This window comes from Ruminococcus flavefaciens, assembly GCF_900143025.1.
In the GTDB taxonomy this organism is placed as follows: Bacteria; Bacillota; Clostridia; order Oscillospirales; family Ruminococcaceae; genus Ruminococcus; species Ruminococcus flavefaciens_I.
Window position 1 is genome coordinate 316,809 of record NZ_FRCT01000002.1, and the last position, 16,602, is coordinate 333,410.

Annotated in this window: 14 protein-coding genes, 1 tRNA gene and 1 pseudogene; 7 read left to right on the forward strand and 9 right to left on the reverse strand. The window is 41.7% G+C overall.

Annotation, left to right across the window (positions count from 1 at the left end):
• Positions 1-2: 2 nt before the first annotated feature.
• The 9 genes and pseudogenes from fumC to BUB28_RS03715 form a co-directional block, all read right to left on the reverse strand.
• Positions 3-1,379, reverse strand: coding sequence for a class II fumarate hydratase (fumC, locus tag BUB28_RS03675; protein ID WP_072948871.1), 1,377 nt, complete (start codon positions 1,377-1,379; stop codon positions 3-5).
• Between the two features lie 516 nt (positions 1,380-1,895).
• Positions 1,896-2,543 (reverse strand): annotated as a pseudogene (locus tag BUB28_RS03680) (redox-sensing transcriptional repressor Rex).
• A gap of 21 nt (positions 2,544-2,564) precedes the next feature.
• Entirely contained in the window at positions 2,565-3,776 is a 1,212-nt protein-coding gene (locus BUB28_RS03685) for an NADP-dependent isocitrate dehydrogenase (protein ID WP_072948873.1), read from the reverse strand.
• Positions 3,777-3,800: 24 nt separating this feature from the next.
• Positions 3,801-4,172, reverse strand: a complete 372-nt coding sequence (locus BUB28_RS03690) for a hypothetical protein (RefSeq protein WP_072948875.1) — start codon at positions 4,170-4,172, stop codon at positions 3,801-3,803.
• A 27-nt stretch (positions 4,173-4,199) separates the two neighbouring features.
• Positions 4,200-6,137, reverse strand: a complete 1,938-nt coding sequence (locus tag BUB28_RS03695; protein WP_072948877.1) for an aconitate hydratase — start codon at positions 6,135-6,137, stop codon at positions 4,200-4,202.
• 258 nt (positions 6,138-6,395) lie between these two features.
• The gene (locus BUB28_RS03700; protein WP_072948879.1) at positions 6,396-8,135 is read right to left on the reverse strand and encodes an ABC transporter ATP-binding protein; all 1,740 of its coding nucleotides are present in this window, start codon (positions 8,133-8,135) and stop codon (positions 6,396-6,398) included.
• On the reverse strand, positions 8,128-9,861 hold the full coding sequence (locus BUB28_RS03705; RefSeq protein ID WP_072948882.1) for an ABC transporter ATP-binding protein: 1,734 nt from the start codon (positions 9,859-9,861) through the stop codon (positions 8,128-8,130). The genes BUB28_RS03700 and BUB28_RS03705 overlap by 8 nt, the downstream gene beginning before the upstream one ends.
• Positions 9,862-9,936: 75 nt before the next feature.
• The gene (locus tag BUB28_RS03710; protein ID WP_175547789.1) at positions 9,937-11,169 is read right to left on the reverse strand and encodes a UTP--glucose-1-phosphate uridylyltransferase; all 1,233 of its coding nucleotides are present in this window, start codon (positions 11,167-11,169) and stop codon (positions 9,937-9,939) included.
• 141 nt (positions 11,170-11,310) lie between these two features.
• Positions 11,311-11,386: transfer RNA gene (locus BUB28_RS03715), tRNA-Pro, on the reverse strand.
• 247 nt (positions 11,387-11,633) lie between these two features.
• On the opposite strand from BUB28_RS03715, the gene BUB28_RS03720 reads away from it, so the two are divergent.
• The 7 genes from BUB28_RS03720 to BUB28_RS03750 all read left to right on the forward strand — a co-directional run bounded on the left by BUB28_RS03720 (position 11,634) and on the right by BUB28_RS03750 (position 16,538).
• Positions 11,634-11,894, forward strand: coding sequence for a hypothetical protein (locus BUB28_RS03720; protein WP_072948884.1), 261 nt, complete (start codon positions 11,634-11,636; stop codon positions 11,892-11,894).
• Positions 11,895-11,914: 20 nt separating this feature from the next.
• Positions 11,915-12,193 carry a hypothetical protein gene (locus BUB28_RS03725; protein ID WP_139277501.1) on the forward strand — a complete coding sequence of 93 codons (279 nt, stop codon included), beginning with the start codon at positions 11,915-11,917 and terminating at the stop codon, positions 12,191-12,193.
• Between the two features lie 11 nt (positions 12,194-12,204).
• On the forward strand, positions 12,205-13,173 hold the full coding sequence (locus BUB28_RS03730; RefSeq protein WP_139277502.1) for a dockerin type I domain-containing protein: 969 nt from the start codon (positions 12,205-12,207) through the stop codon (positions 13,171-13,173).
• A 144-nt stretch (positions 13,174-13,317) separates the two neighbouring features.
• Positions 13,318-14,574 carry a serine hydroxymethyltransferase gene (gene glyA / locus BUB28_RS03735; RefSeq protein WP_072948889.1) on the forward strand — a complete coding sequence of 419 codons (1,257 nt, stop codon included), beginning with the start codon at positions 13,318-13,320 and terminating at the stop codon, positions 14,572-14,574.
• A gap of 87 nt (positions 14,575-14,661) precedes the next feature.
• Positions 14,662-14,862: a DUF4177 domain-containing protein gene (locus BUB28_RS03740; RefSeq protein ID WP_072948891.1), complete on the forward strand. Its 201-nt coding sequence runs from the start codon at positions 14,662-14,664 to the stop codon at positions 14,860-14,862.
• Positions 14,863-14,897: 35 nt separating this feature from the next.
• Positions 14,898-15,248 carry a VOC family protein gene (locus tag BUB28_RS03745; protein WP_072948893.1) on the forward strand — a complete coding sequence of 117 codons (351 nt, stop codon included), beginning with the start codon at positions 14,898-14,900 and terminating at the stop codon, positions 15,246-15,248.
• An 18-nt stretch (positions 15,249-15,266) separates the two neighbouring features.
• A complete protein-coding gene (locus BUB28_RS03750) occupies positions 15,267-16,538 on the forward strand; it encodes a replication-associated recombination protein A (RefSeq protein WP_072948896.1) in 1,272 nt (423 codons plus the stop codon).
• Positions 16,539-16,602 lie beyond the last annotated feature (64 nt).

Consider the following 16,602-nt stretch of genomic DNA (forward strand, 5'->3'; position numbering starts at 1 on the left):
TATCAGACCATTTCCTCGGGGTGAAATACCTCATCGAACTTTTCTGCTGTAAGGAAACCAAGCTCAACACAGGCTTCTTTAAGGGAAATATTGTCCTTAAAAGCCTTCTTGGCAGTTTTTGCAGCATTTTCGTATCCGATGTAAGGATTAAGAGCTGTGACCAGCATAAGTGAATTATAAAGATTATGATGCATTTTATCCTTATTTGCTTTAATTCCCACTGCACAGTTCTTGTTAAATGATGTGATAGACTCAGCAAGAAGACGTGCTGACTGGAGAAAATTATACGCACAAACAGGCATGAACACATTAAGTTCAAAATTGCCCTGAGAAGCTGCCATGCCAACTGCAACATCATTTCCGATGACCTGAACAGCTACCATAGTGACCTGTTCGCACTGTGTAGGATTAACCTTACCCGGCATAATAGAAGAACCCGGTTCATTCTCAGGAATAGTGATTTCCCCAAGACCAACACGAGGACCTGATGCAAGCCATCTTACATCATTTGCTATCTTCATCATATCAGCCGCCAGTGCTTTAAGAGCACCGTGAGCAAATACGATCTCGTCCTTTGAAGTAAGTGAATGGAATTTATTGAAAGAAGATACAAACTTCTTTCCTGTAAGGCTGCTGATCGCCTCAGCAGCTTTATCTGCAAAGCCCTTCGGAGCATTAAGACCTGTTCCTACGGCAGTTCCGCCCACAGCCAGTTCTTTAAGCTCTTCACAGGCGGAAAGTATCATTTTGCGATCTTTTTCCAGCGAAGCTCTCCAACCGCTGATCTCCTGCGAAAACTTTATAGGAGTTGCGTCCTGAAGATGAGTTCTTCCGCTTTTTACGATACCCTCATTTTCAGCTTCAAGGCGTTTGAATGTAGTAATAAGTGTATCTATTGCAGGGATAACCTTATCCTCGATAGCAAGGACAGCCGCAATATGCATAGCTGTGGGGAATGTATCGTTTGATGACTGACTCATATTTATATCATCGTTCGGGTGGAGCAGCTTGGCACCTGCAATTTCATTGCCGCGGTTTGCGATGACCTCGTTTGCGTTCATATTAGACTGAGTACCGCTGCCTGTCTGCCATACAACTAATGGAAAATGATCGTTGAGAGAACCGCTGATAACTTCATCACAAGCCTGTGATATAGCAGAAAGCTTTTCATCGGTCATTCTCTCGGGTCTGACTGAATGATTTGCCATTGCGGCGGCTTTTTTTAGGATTCCAAAGGCGTGTATTATTTCTTTCGGCATAGTCTCGATGCCGACGCCGATAAGAAAGTTCTCATGACTTCGCTCAGTCTGAGCTCCCCAGTACTTATCAGCAGGAACCTTCACTTCTCCCATGGAATCATGTTCAATACGATAATCCATTTAATATCCACTCCTAAACATTGTCAGAGGATTTGTCCAAAACCGACATCTATCCCCTTATTACATTATCACACAATATAAGTATACCAGTATATTTCAATAAATTCAAATTCAGTTTAAGAATATTGCTATTCTGATATTGATATCTAATTAACAAATGATTACAACAAAATTTTCACTGCAATAAAATATGATATATTGTATTTTATATCGCCACTTCATAGCTCATACATATTTAAGAACAAAGTGTGTTATTTTTGTTGCATTTGTCTTAATTTCAACAATAAGCAAGTGTTTTAAGCCAATATAAACGGTAGGTTTATACCGCCTGTTTTCACTTCCCTATTATATAATTGCTTAAAAAGTTATTATTTATTTTATGCAATGCATACTAAAACCAATTCCATTACAGAATACAACAATTCCATATTTAATATATAGCTGATAAATCTTTGATAATTTTTTCACATTCATTGATCAAAAAAGCAGCGGATAGATCGTATCCGCTGCAATTTATCATATTTTTGATTTCTCGTCAAGATTATTGAGACAATAGGATAAGGTAGTAAGACTGTCTCCGAGATGAACGTTCTCAACAGCCACTCCCTTATGAGTAACCTTAAGATCATAGTGAGTAAAGTTCCAGAAAGCTTTTATACCGCACTCTATAAGAGTGTCGGCAAGCTTTTAAGCCGCAGACATAGGAACACAGAGTATAGCCGCAACAGGCTTATTCTCAGCACAAAAAGTTCCTATCTCATCAATGCCTCTGATTTTGAGTTCACCAAGACCCTTTCCGATGAGCTCAGGATTGATATCAAATGCACCGATAAGATCAAATCCTTTGTTGTGAAAATCAATATGTGTAGCGATTGCTTTACCAAGATTTCCCGCTCCAAGAAGGATCATAGGAGTTTGCTTGTCGAGTCCAAGTATCTTGCCGATCTCAATACGCAGATCGCTTACATTATAGCCGTATCCCTGCTGACCGAATTCGCCGAAGCAATTGAAATCCTGTCTTATCTGAGAAGCTGTAAGTCCCATTTTCTCAGACAGTTCCCTTGAAGATATGCGGACATATCCGTTGTTTTCAAGCTCTCCAAGAAATCTGTAGTATCTCGGAAGCCTTCTAATAACAGAGTTTGATATTGAGTTTTTTGACATCGTGATATGCCTTCTCTCTTCTTACATTAATTTATCGAGTCTTATCTTTATTTCATCAAGGAATGTCTTTGAATCGACTTTTTTCTTGTTGTCAAGCTTAGAAATAAGGTAAAGATCACCTGTCATAACTCCATCTTCGATCGTCTGTATAGTAGCTTTTTCAAGCTTGTCTGCAAAAGCGCAGAGCTCAGGAGTGTTATCGAGCTCGCCTCTCTTGCAGAGCGCACCGCTCCAAGCAAAAATAGTAGCAACAGAGTTTGTGGAAGTCTCCTCGCCTTTAAGGTACTTGTAATAATGACGCTGAACAGTTCCGTGTGCAGCTTCATACTCATAGATACCGTCAGGAGAAACAAGTACAGAAGTCATCATTGCTAGGCTGCCATATGCTGTAGATACCATGTCTGACATAACATCGCCGTCATAGTTCTTACAAGCCCAGATATAGCCGCCGTTCGAACGGATAACTCTTGCAACAGCATCATCTATAAGAGTATAGAAATACTCAATTCCTGCTGCTTCATACTTTTCCTTGTATTCCTTATCGAATATCTCCTGGAATATGTCCTTGAAGTGGTGGTCATACTTCTTTGAAATTGTATCCTTTGAAGCGAACCACACGTCCTGCTTGAGGTCAAGGCCGTAATTAAGGCAAGCTCTTGCAAAGCCTGCAATAGAGTAATCAAGGTTGTGAAGTCCCTGAATGATACCGTCACACTTTTTAAAGTCGTGGATAAGCTCGCGTGTCTCGTTGCCATTCTCATCTGTAACAACAAGTTCAGCCTTGCAGCCCTTACTTACTCGCATTTCTGTATTCTTATATACATCACCATAAGCATGACGAGCGATAGTGATAGGCTTTGTCCATGTTGGAATATAAGGTTCGATACCCTTAACTATAATAGGAGTACGGAAAACAGTTCCGTCAAGAGCAGCACGGATAGTACCGTTTGGTGATTTCCACATCTGAGTGAGGTTATACTCAGGCATTCTTGCTGCGTTAGGAGTGATAGTTGCACACTTTACAGCTACGCCATACTTCTTTGTAGCCTCTGCCGAGTCGATAGTTACCTGATCCTTTGTCTCTTCTCTGTGTTTGAGTCCAAGGTCATAATATTCTGTATTAAGCTCTACATATGGTTCAAGAAGAGTTTCCTTGATCCACTGCCAGAGAACTCTTGTCATCTCGTCGCCGTCCATTTCGACCAGCGGCGTTTTCATGGTTATTTTAGCCATTGGTATATACCTCCATAATTATAATCAGTTAGAGGCGATGATTATCGCCATTGCTCCACAGAAAAGAAGCATTAGAATAATATTTCTTACGATCGCAGGCACAAACGATATTTTGTCAAAGGAAACGCTTTTATACGTACCTGCTGCAAGCGCACATATTCCTCCGATCACTACATAAGCCGAACCGTGGAATCCAAGCAGCTTTGTTACAGCAAGTCCGAAAATAAAGCCTAAGAACTGCGGCATAAGGATAACCAGCCAGCCGTTCATATAATCGTTTGCCCGCTGACGAGGAGTTACCGAAAAGAAGCCGCGCTCTCTTCGGCTATCCGTATAACGTTGATTTGTTATATCAACATCATCTTTTATGTCTTTAAAGATCTCTGATAGTTTCATATGATATATCGATGTTTATTCAGCCGCTTACTTCATTGACTCTCTTGTAAAATCAAGAAGTCCGCCTGCAAGCATGATATCCTTGGTACGTCCTGAAAGCTCGCAGAGTACAGGTATCTCTTTACCGTTAGTCTTATTGAGTACTGTAAGCTCAGACTTGCCTGCTTCTACAGCCTTTCTAACGTCAGCAAGTACAAGCTCGTCACCCTGTGAGATGCTGTCATAATCAGCCTCATTCACAAATGTAAGAGGAAGGATACCTGCATTGATAAGGTTAGCACGATGAATTCTTGCAAATGACTTTACAAGAACAGCCTTTACGCCGAGATAAAGCGGTGCAAGTGCAGCGTGCTCTCTTGATGAGCCCTGACCATAGTTAGAACCGCCAACGATTATGCTCTTTCCAAGAGATTTAGCTCTCTCAGGGAAGCTTTCATCGCATACAGCGAAGCAGTGCTGTGAGATCTTCGGAATATTTGAACGCAGAGGAAGGATCTTAGCGCCTGCCGGCATAATGTGGTCTGTAGTGATATTGTCGCCAACCTTCAGTGAAACGGGAGCATCTATAGTTTCAAGGAGAGGTGATGTCTCCGGATATGGCTTGATGTTTGGTCCGCGGAGTATCTCAACGCTGTCCATTTCCTCAGCAGATGCAGGAGGAACGATCATGTTGTCGTTGATAACGAATTCCTCAGGAAGCTTGAAATCAGGCATTTCGCCGAGCTCTCTCGGATCTGTGAGATAGCCTGTAAGAGCTGAAACAGCAGCCATTTCAGGAGAAACGAGGTAGATCTGTCCATCCTTTGTTCCTGAACGTCCTTCAAAGTTTCTGTTGAATGTACGGAGTGAGATACCCTTTGAGTTAGGAGACTGTCCCATACCGATACATGGACCGCAAGCACTTTCAAGAATTCTTGCACCTGCATCAATAAGTATTGAAAGCGCACCATTCTGTGCAAGCATATTGAGAACCTGTTTTGAACCAGGTGCAATAGCAAGTGATACATCAGGGTTAACAGTCTTGCCCTTGAGGATATGAGCTACCTTGAGCATATCAAGGAGAGAAGAGTTTGTACATGAACCGATACAAACCTGATCTATCTTAAGTCTGCCAATTTCCTCAACACTCTTAACATTATCAGGAGAATGAGGACAGGCAGCAAGCGGAACGAGTTCGCTGAGGTTTATCTTTAACTCTTCATCGTATACAGCGTCAGGATCAGCAGCAAGAGGAGTCCATACCTCTTCACGCTTCTGAGCCTTGAGGAACTGCTTTGTGATCTCGTCTGAAGGGAAAATCGAAGTAGTTGCACCAAGCTCTGCGCCCATGTTTGTGATAGTAGCTCTCTCAGGAACAGAAAGAGTCTTTACGCCTTCACCACAATACTCAATAACCTTGCCAACACCGCCCTTAACAGACAGCCTTCTGAGAACTTCGAGAATAACGTCCTTTGCAGCAACCCATGGCTGGAGCTTGCCTGTAAGCTCTACCTTTACTACCTTAGGACAGGTAATGTAATATGCGCCGCCGCCCATAGCAACAGCAACATCAAGTCCGCCTGCGCCGATAGCGATCATACCGATACCGCCGCCTGTAGGAGTATGGCTGTCAGAACCGATAAGAGTTTTTCCGGGAATACCGAAACGCTCAAGGTGTACCTGATGACATATACCGTTACCGGGACGTGAGAAATAAATACCGTGCTTCTTTGCAACACTGCCGATAAATCTGTGGTCATCGGCATTTTCAAAACCGTTCTGAAGTGTGTTGTGATCTATATAAGCCACTGAACGCTCGGTCTTTACACGAGGAACGCCTATAGCTTCAAATTCAAGATACGCCATAGTACCTGTTGCGTCCTGTGTGAGAGTCTGATCGATACGGATACCGATCTCCTGACCTTTGACGTACTCGCCGTCGACCAAGTGTGCTCTGAGGATCTTTTCAGTTAAAGTTAAACCCATTGAAGATCATTCCTTTCAATACATAAGAATACACTCTAATTGTACAACATTTAAAGCAGTTTGTCAAGAATTAAACAAAGTATTTTTAATAAATATAAAATCAATTTTTGCAAGCTGCTGATTTTATATTTATTGTTAAAATTGACAAACAGGTGTAATGATAACTGTGCAACAAGACAAAAATCAAAAAATATTTTTTGATAATCAATGGTTTTCCATTGAATTTCCTACTTTTTCAGCCCTATTATAGAAAAGAGTTTACGATGCGAACTGGCTGTTGTAAAGCTCGGAGTAGAAGCCGCCCTTGCTCATAAGTTCGGAATGACTTCCCTGCTCTATCACATTACCTCTGTCCATAACAAGAATCACATCGGAATTCTTTATAGTAGAAAGTCTGTGAGCGATAACAAAGCTTGTCCTGCCCTCCATAAGCTTCTGAACTGCCTTTTGTATGCGCTGTTCTGTACGCAGATCTATGGAGCTTGTAGCCTCGTCAAGTATAAGCATAGGCGGATCCATGAGCATTATCCTTGCAATGCATATAAGCTGCTTTTGACCTTGTGAAAGTCCGCTGTCCTCACTTATGACTGTGTCATATCCGTCAGGCAGTCTCTTTATGAAGCCGTGAGCATATACAGACTTTGCAGCTGCTATTATCTCATCTCTTGATGCATCAGGCTTTCCGTATGCTATATTTTCCGCAACCGTGCCTGTAAACACCCATGTTTCCTGCAATACCATACCAAAGCAGCTTCGCAGACTGTCTCGTGTTATATCAAAAATATTTTTGTCCGATATTTCTATCTTTCCCTTATTTATATCATAGAAACGAAGAAGAAGATTTATAATGGTCGATTTTCCGCAGCCTGTCGGTCCTACGATAGCTATACGCTGACCAGATCTTACGTCAAGGCTGAAATTCTCGATAAGCTTCATTTCTGGGGAATACGAGAAAAAGACATCTGAAAAACGTATAGTGCCGTCACATGAGGATAATACCTCCTTATCACCGTCGTCGCTTATCTCCTCCTCATCAAGCACATCAAATATTCTCTGTGCCGAAGCTACCGCATTCTGAAGCTCTGCAAAAACTCCCGATATCTCATTGAAAGGTTTGGTATACTGATTAGCATACGCAAGGAAGCTTGAAAGCTTTCCGACTGTCATTCTGCCAAGAAAGCTCCAATATCCGATAACGCCGAGAGCACCAAGAAGTCCTACGGCAGCATAGATGAGACCGTTGACAAAACGGGTAGTCGGATTTGTCATAGAACTGAAAAAGGTTGCCTTTGCGCCGATTTTTCCGTAAACCTCGTTTATCTCCTCAAACCTTTTCTCTGCACGTTCATCGTATACGAACGCCTTGACTATTTTCTGATTTCCTGCCATTTCCTCTGCAAGACTGACCATATCGCCGCGCAGCTTTGACTGCTTCATATACGAATTATGGGAAGCCTTTGTTATTTTTGAAGCAGCAATAAACGAAAGAGGTGTAAGTACAACAACAACTATTGCTATCTTTACATTTATAGTCATCATAAAGATAAGCGTACCTATTATAGTAATAACACCGCTGAAAAATTGAGTGAAGCCCTGAAGAAGTCCGTCAGAAACTATTTCTATATCATTTATCACTCGGCTTGTAAGCTCGCCCTTTGTATGACCGTCTATATATTTAAGCGGAACTCTTTCAAGCTTATTGAAAATATCCGCTCTCAGGTCACGAACCGTATAAAAAGCAAGTTTATTCGTGCAAAGACTCATAAGCCACTGAAACAGCGTGCTTGCTATTACCATAGCCGCAAGAGCAGTTATGATCTTCAAAAGCCTGTCGAAATCAACATTTCCCTTTCCTACGCAGCAATCGACTGCTTCACCTATAAATACGGGGACTGCAAGAGAAAGTGATACCCCCAGCGCAGCAAAAATGACAGTAAAAGCAAAATACCTTATATAAGGACGGGCGTAGCGAAATACTCTTTTCAAAGTTTTAAGCATTTTTCTCACCCTCCTTCTGATTCATCTGAGAGCAGTATATCTCACGGTATACCTCACAGTTGTTAACAAGCTCTTCGTGTTTACCTATTCCAACAGCCTCACCGTCGTCCATAACTATTATCTTGTCAGCATCTCTGAGAGACGTAGTTCTCTGCGATATCATAACCACTGTTGTATTAGGCAAATCATTGCTGAGTGCTTTTCTGAAAGCAAGATCCGTTTTATAGTCAAGTGCGCTTGTTGAATCGTCAAGAATAACTATATCAGGACGTCCAACCAAAGCGCGGGCAATTGAGATACGCTGCTTCTGACCGCCGGAAAGATTTTTTCCGCCCTGGGATATGACCGTATCCAGACCGTCTGATGTACGCTGAACAAACTCCCACGCCTGAGCGGTTTTTAGTGCAGCAATTATCTCATCATCTGTAGCGTCAGCTTTTCGCCATTTCATATTATCCCGGATAGTTCCTGTAAAGAGTACCGCCCTCTGCGGAACAGTTCCGATATGCTTTCTTAATTCATCAGGCTCGATATCATTTACATCACTGCCTGCTATATCTATCTTTCCCTCAGTAGCCCTGTAGAAACACGGTATCAGATTTGCAAGGGTAGACTTTCCGCAGCCTGTACCGCCTATAATTCCAAGCATCTGACCGCGTTTTACTGAAAAACTAATATTTTTGATTGAATAATCGCCTGCTGTCTCGTAAGCAAATGACACATTTCTGAACTCTATTATATTATTGGAATTCTCATTAATTGCAGTTATTTCGCCCTTTTCCTCAGGAGGTAAAGCGAATATCTCACTGATACGATTTGCGGAAGCAAAGGCTTTTGTGAATATTACTATAAGATTTGCAAGAACTACAAGTGCGAGAAGTATCTGTGTCATATAGTTTGTGAACGCAGTAAGTTCTCCCTGTGTAAGCTTTCCGCAGTCTATTCTTCCGCCGCCGAACCATATAACAGCAACTATACCCAGGTTCATGACCATAAATGCAACAGGATTAAGTATAGCCGATATCTTGCCTACAGCTACAGAACAATCGGATATATCATTCACAGCTTCCTTAAACTCATCTATTTCTTCCTGCTGACGTGAAAAAGCTCTTATAACTCTTGCACCTTCAAGGTTTTCTCTTGTGAGCATAGATGCGCGATCAAGGCACTTCTGCGTTTTTTTGTACATCGTAACAGTTTTTCGCATAATAAAGAAGATAACAAGCGAAATAAGCGGAGCGACAACAAAAAAGACAAGCGAAAGCTTCAGATCAATAGTCACAGCCATAACAGCGGCTCCTATAACAAGAAAAGGAGCGCGTACCGCAAGCCTTATGAACATATTCACGCCATTCTGAACAGTATTCGTATCGTTGGTAAGTCTGTTCACAAGTGAAGCTGTTCCTATCCTGTCGATACTGCTGTAAGACAAGGAATTGATATGTTTGTAAAGCGCAGCGCGGAGCTCAGTGCCGAAGCCGTATGCACATTTTGCAGCAAGATACTGACAAGTAAGAGCAAAAGCCAGTCCACACACGCCCAGAACAACTATTAGTCCGCTCATTTTAAATATATAAGCACTGTCATTTCTTCCGATACCATTATCTATTATCTTAGCCATTACAACCGGAACTATCAGCTCGAATATTGCTTCAAGAAGCTTGAAAAAAGGTCCGAGAACAAGCTCCTTTTTGTAATTTTTAAGATATTTCAGCAGATCTTTCATATGCTATAAACCACCTGTTTTTTATTTATACATAGTAAGCGACACTCCCGAATAATCAAAAGTGCCGCTGAACAGTTATATTTTTATGCCGTTAGCTTCTAAAAGCTCTCTTGCCGACTCAACAGAATCAACTCCTGTTGCATTCTTTACGGGAGCAAACTCTTTCTCGCGCACTACCTCATATGCAAGACAGCTGTCCTGCATATGCACCATATCAAGAACAAGCGTTTCAAACTTGTGTCCGTTAGGTTCAGTCGGTTTTACAAGCTCTCCGTTTTCGTTCATATACGGTATCTTCTTGTCAACAACATGGACAGGCATCTTTCTGTCACATATCTCCTCAAGTTTCTTCACATTGAAAAGGTAATTGAGGATAACACCGTATTTATACGCAAGCTCGCCTTTTTCATTGAGCAGAGTACGCATTTCCTCTGTCATTTCATAATACTCAACTATTGAAGGCATACCGTCCTCAAGACAAAGAACTCCGACCTTTTCGTCAGGAGATGCTTTGCTTACAACTTTTCCGCCGGACTGTAATCCGGATTTTATAACAGCTCCTATAAATCCGGGATCTGCAATACGCTGAAGAACATTATCAACTGCAAAAACGTTTATCCATTCAACACCATTTGCCTTTATTTCGTCGAGAAGTCCTGCACGCACAAGAGATGAGAACCAGCCGCCGTTGCCGTTGGGCGAAATGGATATCTTTGATTTGCTCTCCATAAGTATCTTTCCGTTAAAATCAACGGAAGGAGCCATATCCTGTATGAAGAAGTGAACATATTTGGGAGCATAGCCAAAATAGTTCTTTTCCTTGAAGAAATCCGTAGTATCCTTATGATTTTTCTCGCTGGTCATGATATAGAGAGGGACCCATGCACCTGCAAGCTTTACTACGTCCATAAGATTATTGATAAGACACTGGAAAATGTATAATTCCTTTTCAACGCCTATATTGAACATTCCCTTTGGCTTATCAAATCCGAGTCTTGTTCCCTGACCGCCTGCAAGAAGAACTGCTGCGGCTTTTCCGTTTTTTATCGCTTCCACACCTGCACTGATATATTCATCACTGTTTGAAGCGATATCTTCAATAGTCACAGCGCCGAGAGGCTCAAACTTGCCGCGGACCGTATTGCTGTTCTTTTCGGCATCAAGATTATCGAGAACAGAAAAATCTATTATCTCGATCTGAGATAACAGCTCTTGTTTTTCATTTTCACTTAATTCGTCAAAGTACTTCAGAATATGTTCCTGTCCATAATCCTTTAGTATACGTGCTGCCTGATCACGATTTATCATAAACTCCTCCTATTTTACACGACAATAATGCCGTTTAGTTATATTATATTATATCATATGTATATAAAATAGTCAATCAGATATAAAAAAATTCCGATACTTTGTTAAGTATCGGAATTTTGGGGTAATGCTGATCGCATCTGGTCTGAGTGACGGGACTTGAACCCACGGCCTCTACCACCCCAAGGTAGCGCGCTACCAACTGCGCCACACCCAGACGGTTTCGTTTGCTGCAATCAACGATATATATTATATCATCATAAAAAGCATTTGTCAAGCATTTTTCAAAAAATTTCTTTTGAGAAGAACAATATGCTGCAAAACATCGCAGATGCATCTTTTTCACCCCCCATGGCAAAGTCGGATTCCAGCTGTAAAAAGGCACTCTTATCCATAAATTCAGCCTCTTGTGTTGCTTTTTTGAAAGCTTTATGTTATAATAAATTTTGGAAGGAGCTGATAAAATGCAGAATAAGACTGCTAAAATAATTACTGCTCTCATATCAGCCACATTTTCTTTATGCATCATTTTTTCGGAATGTTTTACGGCTTATGCGGCAGATGGTTCTGAAAAAGCAAAAATTTCAAAAGGTATGACTATTTTTATAATGGTGTCTGTTTTCGTTGTTACTGCAATTATCACAGGTGTTATATCATTCAGAGTTCGCAGGAATAAGCTGAGACAGTCATCAGAAAACAAATCTTCCGAGGAAAATAAAGAATGATATAACGGAGGCTGTTTCTTATGGATATAGACCTTTATATTGATTTCGTATATCACGGCTTTTACCGACTTGATGACATCGAAGAACGCTTTGAAGAATATCGTTCAATGGCTGAAGAACAATCAGCCGGCCTTGCTGATGACGAAGTTATACTTTTTGCAATATATGGCTTTGAGGAAGAAACAGAAAGATTTATATATGCTAATTTCATGCTTCGCAGACTTAAATTGGAACAATATGCGCGAGTGTGCGAAAGGCTTTCAAAATTATGCAGGTTATTCTGCATAGGAAATGGTTAGGTGAAACTATAATGTTAAAAAATACTATAGCCGCTGCTGTATCGGTACTGCTGATATCAGGTGCGTCGGCAGCTGCAATATCCGCCGCTAATGTTGAGCAGCAAGGCTCAGCCTACACGGTAAAGGTCGGTGATACGGCAACTTCCACAGTTCCGACATCTGCGACAACAAGTACCACCACTACTACTGCTGAGCCGACTACAGAGCCAACTACATTGAGAACTTACTATATAAAGTTCCTTGATTTTGACGGAAAGCTTATTACTACACTGCCTGTAGAAGAAGGCGACCCTATCAACTATGACGCTGTTGATATAAAATCATTGCACAAACACATAGATGTTAATACAGAGCAGGCTTTCTCATCATGGGATATCAAGCCTGATTTTGCGGACTCTGACTATACTATCCGCGCATTGTCAAAAACAGCTGTTATCACACTTAAATCAACTCCTACCAAATCAAGATATTTCTCAACAAAGGGAAATGTTTCTTTAAAAGGACTTGATGTTGTGATAAAGCTTTTCGTTCAGACACCGAAAAAGGATAAAAACGGTAATTACATAACGGAAGAAAGCACCATAAACGTTTCGGAAAGCTGTACAGCAAAGCCATCAGCTCTTTCAGAAGCGTTTGCCAAGGGCGATAAAGCGACTATATCTGTATACCCTATCGGAGATCAAAAGGCGTTATGCTCCTTCGATATCGTATGCTACCGAGATCTTGGCGATGTTAATGAGGACGGAAGCATAAACTCCGCCGATGCTTCAAAGGTTCTGAATATATATGCCGGTATGGCTGCCTCACAAAATCCTTTCGTTTCAGATAAGATGTTAAAGCTTTCAGATGTAAATATGGACGGTCAATTGGACTCGCATGACGCTTCGCTTATCCTGAAATACTATGCGGAGGCTTCTATCAATCCGAATTTCTTTGATTGGGAAGATCTTATGGATTACAGCTTTCTTAATACAAAATAAGTAATATGTGCCCCGTTTTTCGGGGCATATTTATTTTATTCCATATTTTTTGCAGATACCTATTGAAATTTAATAAGAAATATTGTATAATAATTAGGTAATGCATTTGCGCAAATTCACTAATCATTTAAAGGAGTGCTAATAATGTACAACGATCTTATGGATTCAATCGGCTTCGTAAAGGGCTACGATCCTGCTGTAGGCGAAGCTATGGGTAAAGAGCTTGCTCGTCAGCAGAGAAATCTTGAGCTCATCGCAAGCGAAAATATCGTTTCCCCTGCTGTAATGGCTGCTATGGGAAGCGTTCTTACAAATAAGTACGCTGAGGGTTATCCCGGAAAGCGTTACTACGGCGGCTGTCAGTGCGTTGACGAGGTAGAGGCTATCGCTATCGAAAGAGCCTGTCAGCTTTTTGGTGCTAAGTTTGCCAACGTTCAGCCACACTCAGGTGCTCAGGCTAACACAGCCGTATATTTCGCTGTTCTCCAGCCAGGTGATACTGTTCTCGGTATGAGCCTTGCAGACGGCGGTCACCTTACACATGGTTCACCTGTAAACCTTTCAGGTAAGTACTTCAACTTTGTTTCATATGGTCTTGATGATGAAACAGAGATGATAAACTATGATACAGTTCAGGCTCTCGCAAACGAGCACAAGCCAAAGCTCATCGTTGCCGGTGCAAGTGCTTATCCAAGAGCAATCGACTTCAAGAGACTCCGTGAGATCGCTGATTCAGTAGGAGCACTCCTTATGGTAGATATGGCTCATATCGCAGGTCTTGTTGCAGCAGGCTGCCACGAGTCACCTGTTCCATATGCTCATATCACAACAACTACAACCCACAAGACTCTCCGCGGACCAAGAGGCGGTCTTATCCTCACAAATGACGAGGCTCTCGCTAAGAAGATCAATTCCGCTATCTTCCCGGGTACACAGGGTGGTCCTCTTATGCATACTATCGCTGCTAAGGCTGTATGCTTCGGCGAAGCTCTCAAGCCTGAGTTCAAGGACTATCAGCAGAGAATCGTCAAGAACGCTAAAGCTCTTGCTGAAGGACTCCTCAAGAGAGGCTTCAACCTTGTATCAGGCGGTACTGATAACCACCTCATGCTGGTTGATCTCCGTCCTTTCAACATCACAGGCAAGGAGCTTGAGCACAGACTTGATGAGGTTTATATCACAGTAAACAAGAATGCTATCCACAACGATCCTGAGAAGCCTTTCGTAACAAGCGGTATCCGTATCGGTACTCCTGCTGTTACAACAAGAGGTCTCGGCGTTGAGGAAATGGAGAAGATCGCTGAGTACATCTACCTCTGCGCTACAGATTTCGAGGCTAAGGCTGACGAGATCCGTGCAGGCGTAAATGCTATCTGCGAGAAGTTCCCACTTTACAAGTAATAAATAGCTAATTAGGGACGGACAGACTGTCCGTCCCGATTTTTTATGATTTGATAATATAAATTGGAATTTGTAGGAGGATTAAGTATGGAAAATTTCGAGTATAAAGTTGTCGTGTATGATACAAAAGGTTTTTGGGGTGGAAACGTTGAGTCAAATCAGCTTGAAAAACAGCTCAATCTTCTTGGTTGTGAAGGCTGGGAATTAGTTAGTTGTACTTCTACAAACCAAAGCTATGGTTCATCAAAAAGCATAGTTTGCATATTCAAGAGAAAAAAGAATAGCTAAATTCTTATTTATATTACCAAATAAAAGAAATAGCTATGGGATTTCAAATAATTTCGCTCTATCTGTGCGTTAATGACATGGAAAGAGCTATAAAGTTCTATGAGGAGCTTTTAGAGCAGAAAGTTACCCAAAAAGATGATATTTACAGCGTTTTCGATGTAAACGGCTTTCGCTTGGGCTTATTTGCCTACGAAAAGAAGAACGAACCGCACACTTTCGGAAACAATTGCCTGCCCAGCATAAGCGTTGAAAGTCTTGAAAAACTGCAAGAAAAGCTTAACGGCAAAGAGATATGCTTTCCTGTAACCCGTATCGGAAACAACTGGGTAGCGGAATTTGTTGATACCGAAGGAAATCACATCGAGATAACTGCACCGTCAAAGTAAAATGAAAGGAGAACTTCTATGTCTGCACCTTTAGCCGATAAAATACGCCCAAAAACTCTTGCCGATGTGGTCGGACAGGAGCACATCCTCGCCGAAGGTAAGCCCCTACGCCGTATAATAGAAAGTGGTACTGTTCCCAATATGATATTCTACGGTCCGTCAGGCGTGGGAAAAACTACCGTTGCTCGTATTATCGCTGAAAACTGTGGAATGTCCCTGTATAAGCTCAACGGCACTAATGCTTCCCTGTCTGATATCAAGGACGTTGTTGCGGATATCGGTACATTCGGTAGCGAAAATGGTATTCTCCTTTACCTTGACGAGATACAGTATCTCAACAAAAAACAGCAGCAAAGCATCCTCGAATACATTGAAAACGGTGATATCACGCTTATTGCTTCAACTACCGAAAATCCTTATTTTGCAGTTTATAATGCTGTTATAAGCAGAAGTACAGTTTTTGAATTCAAGCCTGTTTCCGCGGAGCAGCTCGTTCCTGCAATAAAACGAGCTTTTAATATTATGTCAGAGGAAAACGGATATGAAATATCTGCTTCAGATGATGTAATTACTAAAATCGCTTACAGCTGCGGCGGAGACGTCCGAAAAGCAATGAATACCGCTGAGCTTGCTGTTGTTTGCGGTGAACCGTCTGACGGAAAAGTAACCATAACCGATGACTCGCTTGAAATACTTGCTCAGCGCAGTAATATGCGCTATGACCGTGACGGCGACCAGCATTACGATATACTTTCGGCTTTTCATAAGTCTGTACGCGGCTCTGATGAAAATGCTGCTCTCCACTATGCTGCCAGACTTATCGCAGCAGGAGATATCATATCTCTTTGCAGACGTATGCTTTGCATAGCCTCTGAAGACGTTGGACTCGCCTACCCTATGGCCGTTCCTATAGTTAAAGCTTGTGTCGACTCTGCGTTGCAGCTCGGACTACCCGAAGCAAAGCTCCCTATTGCAGAAGCTATCATTCTTATGGCAACTGCTCCGAAGTCAAACAGCGCCTGCATGGCTATTGATGCAGCTTTGGAGGATATAAAAAGCTGTGATGCTCTCGATTTTCCAAGGCATTTGCAGAATGTACACTTCGACGGCAAGGGAGCAAAGGTCGTTGGACAGCATTACCTTTATCCCCATGATTTCCCCAATCATTATGTTAAGCAGCAGTATCTGCCTGACGCTCTTAAAGATAGGATTTATTATCATTTCGGCGAAAACAAGCAGGAACAGTCGGCATATATATACAGACAAAAACTTCTCGGTAAAAATGAATAATAAATTGTCCGCAGCCTGTGCTGCGGATTTTTTATGGCAAGATACATAATTTTTTTGTATTTAA